We start from the raw sequence: 6,876 nt of genomic DNA on the forward strand, positions 1-6,876 counted from the left end.
CTTAGGTCAAGCTCTCCTGTAAGATATGCATCCAGCTTCTTGTCTATTGCCTGGATCAGCATGCTGCTTCCCCCTCCTGAAATTATCCCTATTGTTTTTAAACTGCTCTTTCCGAATTTCAGAACCTTGCATCTTGTTTTCAGGCTCTTTTCAATTATTTTGACTGCCTTGGCGAGAGAAATTGGCTTTTCAAACTCGCCCATAAACCCTATCCTCTGCCTTTTGTAAACTCCAAATCTCCTTATCCTTTTAATGCCAAGAAGATTTGAAAGCATTATGTTATTCCCGTATTTCCTGTCTGCATCAAGGGGCAGATGGACTCCGTAAAGTGAAATGCCTTTCTTCTTAAGAAAAGACATCCTCTTATCAGCAATGCTTCTGAATGAATCCCCTTTCCAGATGAGCCCGTGATGAACAATTATCATGCCGCATTTTTCCCTTGCTGCTTTTTCAAAAACCGATAGGCAGGAATCCACTGCAAATCCTATTTTTCTCACTTCTTTTTTTCCATTGAACTGCAGCCCGTTTTTTGAGGAATCTGAAAATGCCCTTACCCTGAGGGTTTTATTGAGAAATCTTGCTATCTGCAATGCGCCTGCCATGGCATTTTTGTAATCCCTCTTATTTTATAAATTTATTTGTTAAGGCGCAAAAATCCAAAAGATTTTAAAAACATGGGCAATTCCTTACCTGTGAAGGCTAAGCCGGGGAATCAGTCCTTCCCTGTAACTGTAAACGGACTTCAGGACAGGGCTTTCGTCAGGGGTGAGGTTTATGCATAGTGCGTCAGCCTTGGGCACTACTGTGAAATTCTGTCCTGCAGGGCTGTAGTTGTATGCTGACAGAATCAAAAACAATTATGCTTTCCCTGAAATTTTTTAATGGAGAAAATTTTATTTTTTCAAAAAAACCCGCCCTTATCTTTGGCTTTGTGAGCCTTCCGGAATACGGCTCCCTCACCAAAAACTGAATTTTATGCGAGGATAATGGAAGCCTTTTTCCTCCTGCCGATAAAAGCCAGGCATTTGAGCCAGCGGGAGTTGAGGCGATTATCCCGGATGAACGCTGCTCCTCTGATTTGCCATCCATAGAAATAACATACCTGCATGCATGATATGCTTTCTCTGCTCCGAAAAAAATATCATTCAATGCAAGCTCAGGAAGGGTTTTTTGGTTTATCCTTGCTTCCAGACGCAAAAGATTCAGAATATGAAACCTTCCGCAAATCAGGTTTTCAATGTCTGAATCAATATTTTTCATTCTGCTCCGCGTAAAAAAGCCCTCTTTTTCAGAAGGGTTCAGGTTTATCCCGAGGACAGGAAGGCTCCTGTTGAAATGGGCAGATGAGAGGAATGTTCCATCGCCTCCCAAGGTCAATACGAGGTCAAAGCCGGAAAATGCCTTCTCCTTAAGATTGGAGATGCTTTTCCTTGGAACAAATGAATAATTAAAATCTCTTTTTTTCAGAATGGAAGATAATGTGCGAAGCGCTTTTTTTGGCGCATTTTCTATGAACACAACAAGACAGGAGGGATTTTTAGGTAAGAAATTTTCTTTCATTAAAAACACTTATTGCGGTGCGATTTAAATAAGTTATCTCTTGCCCGCATGTTTAAGGAGAGTTGAGAGCTTAACCGGCTTAAGCTTCTTAGAATTAATTTCGTCAAGAATGAGAGGAAGCGCCCTCACTGTTGCACTCCTGTCCACAAAGCTTTTCATTCTTGATTTTGAGTCGTGCAGGAGGATTATATCGCCTGCTTTTATTTTTCCCCTTATGTTCTGAAGAATCATGCGGTGCCCTTTAAGGTTGAAAATGTGGGAGTCGTATGTCCTTACACTCCAGAGCACAAACTTATAGCCCTTCTCCGTAACCATCCTTTTGAGCCTGTTGTTGTAAACCGCAAGGGGAGGCCTGAAAAAAACAGGATTTACCCCGGTAACATCAAAAATTGCAGCTTTCGCCCTTTCAATCTCTGAATTTATCTGCCTCCTTGTCTTTGCAACAAGATTGGTGTGGGAATACGTGTGATTGCCGATATCATGCCCCTCTGCCACAATCCTCCTGCAAAGCTCAGGGTATTTCCTGGCTTTCTTCCCAACAATGAAAAATGTCGCCTTAACCCCGTATCTCCTGAGAATGTCAAGGATTTTAGATGTCTGAACAGGATTTGGGCCGTCATCAAAAGTCAGGGCAACATAGGGCTTATTGGGATTTCCGTGCATTATTGCACCATCGTCATCCTGGTTCCTCGCAAGAATGAATATTTCCCTGGCTTTGATTTTGGGAATTTTCAGATGAGAAGCAACCCTTTTCAGAAATGACGCCCTTATTGGAGATTTCCTTGATTTTATTTTATGCATTTTAACCAGACAGCGCATCATTTATATTTTCATTCAGGTATATAAATGTTTCAATCTGGTTTTTGCAAAATAAATGCAAAAAAATATTAACTACAAAAAAAATCTTTGAAAATAAGAATGAAAAAGGAAAAAAGGGGGCTCTTATGAAAGTAATTGCAGACCTTCACATACACAGCAAATACTCAAGAGCCACCTCAGGACAGCTGGACATAGAAAATCTTGAAAGATATGCGAGGATTAAGGGACTTTCACTCCTTGGAACAGGCGACTTCACCCATCCGCGCTGGATTTCAGAGCTTAAGAGCTCCCTTTCTGAGGACGGAACAGGAATCCTTAAGACAAGAACGGGGTTTAATTTCATCCTTCAGACTGAAATCTCACTGATGTACAGCCAGGGCGGAAAGGGGAGAAAGATTCACCTGCTGCTTCTTGCAAAAAACTTTGAGATTGCAGATGCAATAAGCGGAATGCTTGGCAAAAGGGGGCGGCTTGACTATGACGGAAGGCCAATCTTCGGAATTAATTCAATTGAATTCGCAGAAAAGATAAAAGAGATTGACAATTCCATTGAGATAATCCCTGCGCATATATGGACGCCTTGGTTCGGGCTCTTCGGCTCAATGTCAGGGTTTGACTCTGTTGAGGAATGCTTTTCAGACCAGGCAAAGCACATAAGAATGCTGGAAACCGGCTTATCAAGCGACCCCCAGATGAACTGGCGCCTTTCAAAGCTCGACAGGTATTCGCTCATCTCAAATTCTGACTGCCACAGCTTCTGGCCGTGGCGCCTAGGAAGGGAGTGCAACATTGCTGAAGTCAAAAAACTTTCATATGACAGCATAGTAAACGCGCTTGCCACAAAAGAGGGCTTTATTGAGACAATAGAGGTTGACCCCGCATATGGAAAGTATCATTTTGACGGGCATAGGAACTGCAGGGTAAGGATGAGCCCGGATGAGTCCATTAAAAACAAGAATATATGCCCCGTCTGCAGAAAGGAGATGACTATAGGGGTTCTCCACAGGGTCAATGAGCTTTCTGACCGGGATGAAAATTTTGTTCTAAAGACAGGAGTTCCGTTCAGGAGGATAATCCCCCTTTCAGAAATCCTTTCAGCATCCATGAAATCAGCTGTTTCATCAAAGGCAGTATGGAAAAGCTATTATGAGCTCATAAAGCCATTCGGGAGCGAGATGAATGTTCTTCTGGAAACTCCGGAAGATGAGATTAAAAAAATATTGGGGGACAGGATTTCTGCGCTGATAATGAAAAACAGGGAAGGAAATCTTGAGGTGAATGCAGGATATGACGGCGAATACGGAACCCTTGCCCTTAAAGATGACGAGATTTCAGGGGAAAAAAGGGCAAAAAAAGCATCTGAAATAAATGAAAAGAAAAGCGGGATAAAAACACAAAGTGCGCTTAATGATTTCATTTAGCCGGATTGAATCATAAAAATCCGCTGAGAGCGTTTGATCGGACGCTCTCTGATTCGCGGATTTTTAGGATGCCAAAAACGGCGCCTTATCTCTAAACTGAAGTATTGAGTTTTAGCGCCGTTTTTTAGCATAAATCGCATATTCTTCCATTAAATCTGAAAAGATTCTGGTTCTGCAATAACTAATCCGGAATTTTCCTAAAAACGCTTATAAAAACTGCATGATAATATTTGATTATGGAAGAATTCTGCACAATAAAAGAGCATGAAAAAGGATTTTACACTGAAAGGCACATTTTCCTCTCTTCACAGGAATGGAAAGGGATTAAGCAGGGATTTCAGATAACAAAAATAAATGACTGAACAAAGATTTCAGAAATAAACATCTCCTTCTGTGTAATCATCGCCGCCGCATGACTCCAGAATCATATTTACAAAAGATTCAGTCTCATTATAGTATTCCTTTACCCTGTCAATGTCCACGCTTATCATGTTCTGGGGATCCACCTGAACAAGCATTGCAACATGCCTTCTGTATTCCTCTATCTTCTTGTATTCTGAATGTATCATCTTTCTCAGAAGAAGATAAAAATCAATCATGGCGTGCATTTCCTTGTTTTCAGGAAAAAGCTCCTTTACCGCATTGCATTTCAGGACAGCGCTTTTCGAGTAGGACTCAATCTTGCCCTGCTCCTTTGCTGTTTCAAGCGAGCATATCATCGCATCATCAAATGCGTTTATCAGGCGCTCAATTATGGAGCGTATCACATCCACAGTTCTTGTGTACTTAAGGCTCACATAAATCAGGTGGTCTGCGCGTTTAAGCTCTTCTTTTGCATCCAGTAAATATTCCTTCATTTTCGCTTAATATAAGAGACACCTTTGCTATAAAAATCTTTGTTTTTGAAAGATATTCCTTGATGTCAGTCATGCTCACGACTTCTGTCCTGTATTTCTCATCGCATATTACAAAGCTGTCTCCCTTTGATATTACAATAGGACTTTTCTTGCGAAGAAGGATAATATTCCATATCTTATTTGCAAGAGCAAGATATTCCCCTTCAATCCTGTGGATTTTCATGGATTCCCTGAATGCAGATGCCCTTGAGGTGAAGTCATCTGAAAACGGGCGTATGTTCTTGAAAAGGAGGTCGTAATAAAGCACAGCATTAATCCCGTTTGAAAGCGAAAGGAAGATATTCTCAACAATTGAGGGCAGCAGCCGGTTTTCCTTTATCAGCGGAAAGGTCACATAAACTATGTGCTCTGCAACCGAAAGGTATCTTTTAGCAGTATCCCTCGCTTCCTGAAATTTCTCCATTGCGGATTACTAATGAAGAAGAGTTTTTAATTATGCTGAAAAAAAGTGCGGGGAGTAGGACTTTCGCCAACCAGTTACATTTTCTACTGCGGGACTTCCGAAGGAATGTCCCGCCACGCTCTTGCGCGTCAACTGAGCGTAACCGGTTGTTTCGAACCCACGTAGGCACTAAGCCAGTAGATTTCTCCGGTTCATCGGCAATTAAGCCTCACAATTCAATTGACTTGAGTCTACCCCGTTTGGCCACTCCGGCATCCCCGCATAATGTGGCAGGATAGAAGCATGCTGAGGCATTTAAAAATCTTTCTTAAAAAAAATCCTAGAATTGTCCGCGGACAATGGATTTTGCCAGCTCCAAAAAGTCCCTTGAATGATTGGATTCCCTGTTGTAAAAAACAATGGGCTGCCCAATTCCTATTGTTTTCTTTATTTCTGGGTCTGAGGGAATCTCAAGGATTACCCTCTTTTCAAGAAGGGCTTCAATGCTTTTCCGGTCCATTTCAAAATTAAGCCCCGAGTTCATGTTGATGATTATCCTTATCGGCTTTTTTGAGCCTTCAAGGGCGCGCACAATCTTAAGCGAATCAAAAACAGCGCTTTTTTCAGGAGTTGTTACAATTATTACTGCATCAGACAATGAAGCAAGAGCGATTGACGTCCCTGAGAGTCCAGCTGTTCCGTCGATTATCAGGAGCTCTGCCTTGTCATCCAGCTCATCCAATGAGAATTTCAGCCTGCGGCAGAAGGAAGAGTCTGCAATGCATTCAGATAATCCTGATGGGATTACCTTCAGCCCGGATGAGTGAAGATGGACGCAGTCGCAGATTTTTGAGCTTCCTGAAATTGCCTTCTGAAGGCTTTTGTCTGAAAAGCTCATGTTAAGGGATGTTGAAAGGTCAGGGGAGTTCATGTCTGCATCGAGAAGAATCACTGACCTTCCTATTGCATTAAATGCAGATGCTATGTTCAGGGAAACAAAAGTCTTTCCTACCCCGCCTTTTCCAGAAAGTATGCATATGCGCTTTGCCATTTTAATCATTGTTTTTTTCTGATTCAAACCTGCTTACGGAGCCTGCTTTTAACTTTTTGTATTTTGAAAACATCTTTTAAGAGCATATAGATGAAAAGAAAATGCAAAACATTTATAAACCGCCCCCTGATTCCAGAGGGCAATGAAGGGAATAATAAAGGTTGACTGCTTTGAAAGCGAAAATGCGCTCTTTGACACAGTGAGCGCTTCAGGAAGATAAATTATCGTAACTTAGTTCTATCAATAAAGATTTTGCAATTGGCTAAACCAATGCTTTTTAAATTTTTAATTTTCCAAAATAACAATGAGGTAATCAATATGAATTATGTAAAGGATTTGGAATGGAAAAAAGGAATAACAGTAAGCGAGTTTGTGAGCGGGCTTTCTGGAGTGGGATTCCAGAGCATTTCGCTTGCCAAGGCATCTGACATAATCTCAAAAATGAAGAAAGAAGGCGCTAAGATTTTCTTGACATTCACATCAAACATGGTGACTTCAGGCTTAAGGGGATTTTTTGCCCAGCTGATAAGCCTCGGCATGGCTGACATAATTGTAACAACAGTCGGGGGGCTGGAAGAGGATATAATGCGCGCAAACAATGAAAGGTTCAGCATAGGAAGCTTTCAGGCAGATGATATTGCTCTTCATGAAAAGGGAATGAACAGGGTTGGAAACATCCTGATAAAGAATGAGAGCTACTCAAACTTTGAGGATTTGATGACAAAA

Annotated in this window: 9 protein-coding genes; 3 read left to right on the plus strand and 6 right to left on the minus strand. The window is 41.4% G+C overall.

Annotated features, from left to right (window positions below):
• From NTV63_01170 to NTV63_01180, 3 genes are all read right to left on the minus strand, one after another.
• Nucleotides 1-602, minus strand: a 602-nt coding sequence (locus NTV63_01170) for a Nif3-like dinuclear metal center hexameric protein (GenBank protein MCX6709549.1), incomplete at its 3' end; no start/stop codon positions are given.
• Between the two features lie 184 nt (nt 603-786).
• The gene (locus tag NTV63_01175; protein ID MCX6709550.1) at nt 787-1,560 is read right to left on the minus strand and encodes an NAD(+)/NADH kinase; all 774 of its coding nucleotides are present in this window, start codon (nt 1,558-1,560) and stop codon (nt 787-789) included.
• Nucleotides 1,561-1,593: 33 nt separating this feature from the next.
• Complete coding sequence (locus NTV63_01180) at nt 1,594-2,361, minus strand: polysaccharide deacetylase family protein (GenBank protein ID MCX6709551.1); 768 nt, start codon at nt 2,359-2,361, stop codon at nt 1,594-1,596.
• Between the two features lie 143 nt (nt 2,362-2,504).
• On the opposite strand from NTV63_01180, the gene NTV63_01185 reads away from it, so the two are divergent.
• Both NTV63_01185 and NTV63_01190 read left to right on the plus strand, forming a co-directional pair.
• Nucleotides 2,505-3,800 carry an endonuclease Q family protein gene (locus NTV63_01185; protein ID MCX6709552.1) on the plus strand — a complete coding sequence of 432 codons (1,296 nt, stop codon included), beginning with the start codon at nt 2,505-2,507 and terminating at the stop codon, nt 3,798-3,800.
• A 236-nt stretch (nt 3,801-4,036) separates the two neighbouring features.
• Nucleotides 4,037-4,162, plus strand: a complete 126-nt coding sequence (locus NTV63_01190; GenBank protein MCX6709553.1) for a hypothetical protein — start codon at nt 4,037-4,039, stop codon at nt 4,160-4,162.
• A gap of 9 nt (nt 4,163-4,171) precedes the next feature.
• Here the strand turns inward: NTV63_01190 and NTV63_01195 are convergent, their stop codons facing one another.
• From NTV63_01195 to NTV63_01205, 3 genes are all read right to left on the minus strand, one after another.
• Nucleotides 4,172-4,657, minus strand: coding sequence for a hypothetical protein (locus NTV63_01195; GenBank protein ID MCX6709554.1), 486 nt, complete (start codon nt 4,655-4,657; stop codon nt 4,172-4,174).
• Nucleotides 4,620-5,120, minus strand: a complete 501-nt coding sequence (locus tag NTV63_01200; protein ID MCX6709555.1) for a hypothetical protein — start codon at nt 5,118-5,120, stop codon at nt 4,620-4,622. Before NTV63_01200 ends, NTV63_01195 begins: the two co-directional genes overlap by 38 nt.
• A gap of 319 nt (nt 5,121-5,439) precedes the next feature.
• Complete coding sequence (locus NTV63_01205) at nt 5,440-6,150, minus strand: P-loop NTPase (GenBank protein ID MCX6709556.1); 711 nt, start codon at nt 6,148-6,150, stop codon at nt 5,440-5,442.
• Nucleotides 6,151-6,468: 318 nt separating this feature from the next.
• Between NTV63_01205 and NTV63_01210 the strand changes: the two genes are divergently transcribed.
• Nucleotides 6,469-6,876, plus strand: a 408-nt coding sequence (locus NTV63_01210; GenBank protein MCX6709557.1) for a deoxyhypusine synthase family protein, incomplete at its 3' end; no start/stop codon positions are given.

This window comes from Candidatus Woesearchaeota archaeon, assembly GCA_026394965.1.
GTDB lineage: Archaea > Nanobdellota > Nanobdellia > Woesearchaeales > 0-14-0-80-44-23 > JAPLZQ01.

Coding starts and splice junctions, on each gene's coding strand:
- NTV63_01175 (MCX6709550.1), bottom strand. CDS start 1,560: ATGAAAGAAAATTTCTTACCTAAAAATCCCTCCTGTCTTGTTGTGTTC.
- NTV63_01180 (MCX6709551.1), bottom strand. CDS start 2,361: ATGCATAAAATAAAATCAAGGAAATCTCCAATAAGGGCGTCATTTCTG.
- NTV63_01185 (MCX6709552.1), top strand. CDS start 2,505: ATGAAAGTAATTGCAGACCTTCACATACACAGCAAATACTCAAGAGCC.
- NTV63_01190 (MCX6709553.1), top strand. CDS start 4,037: ATGGAAGAATTCTGCACAATAAAAGAGCATGAAAAAGGATTTTACACT.
- NTV63_01195 (MCX6709554.1), bottom strand. CDS start 4,657: ATGAAGGAATATTTACTGGATGCAAAAGAAGAGCTTAAACGCGCAGAC.
- NTV63_01200 (MCX6709555.1), bottom strand. CDS start 5,120: ATGGAGAAATTTCAGGAAGCGAGGGATACTGCTAAAAGATACCTTTCG.
- NTV63_01205 (MCX6709556.1), bottom strand. CDS start 6,150: ATGGCAAAGCGCATATGCATACTTTCTGGAAAAGGCGGGGTAGGAAAG.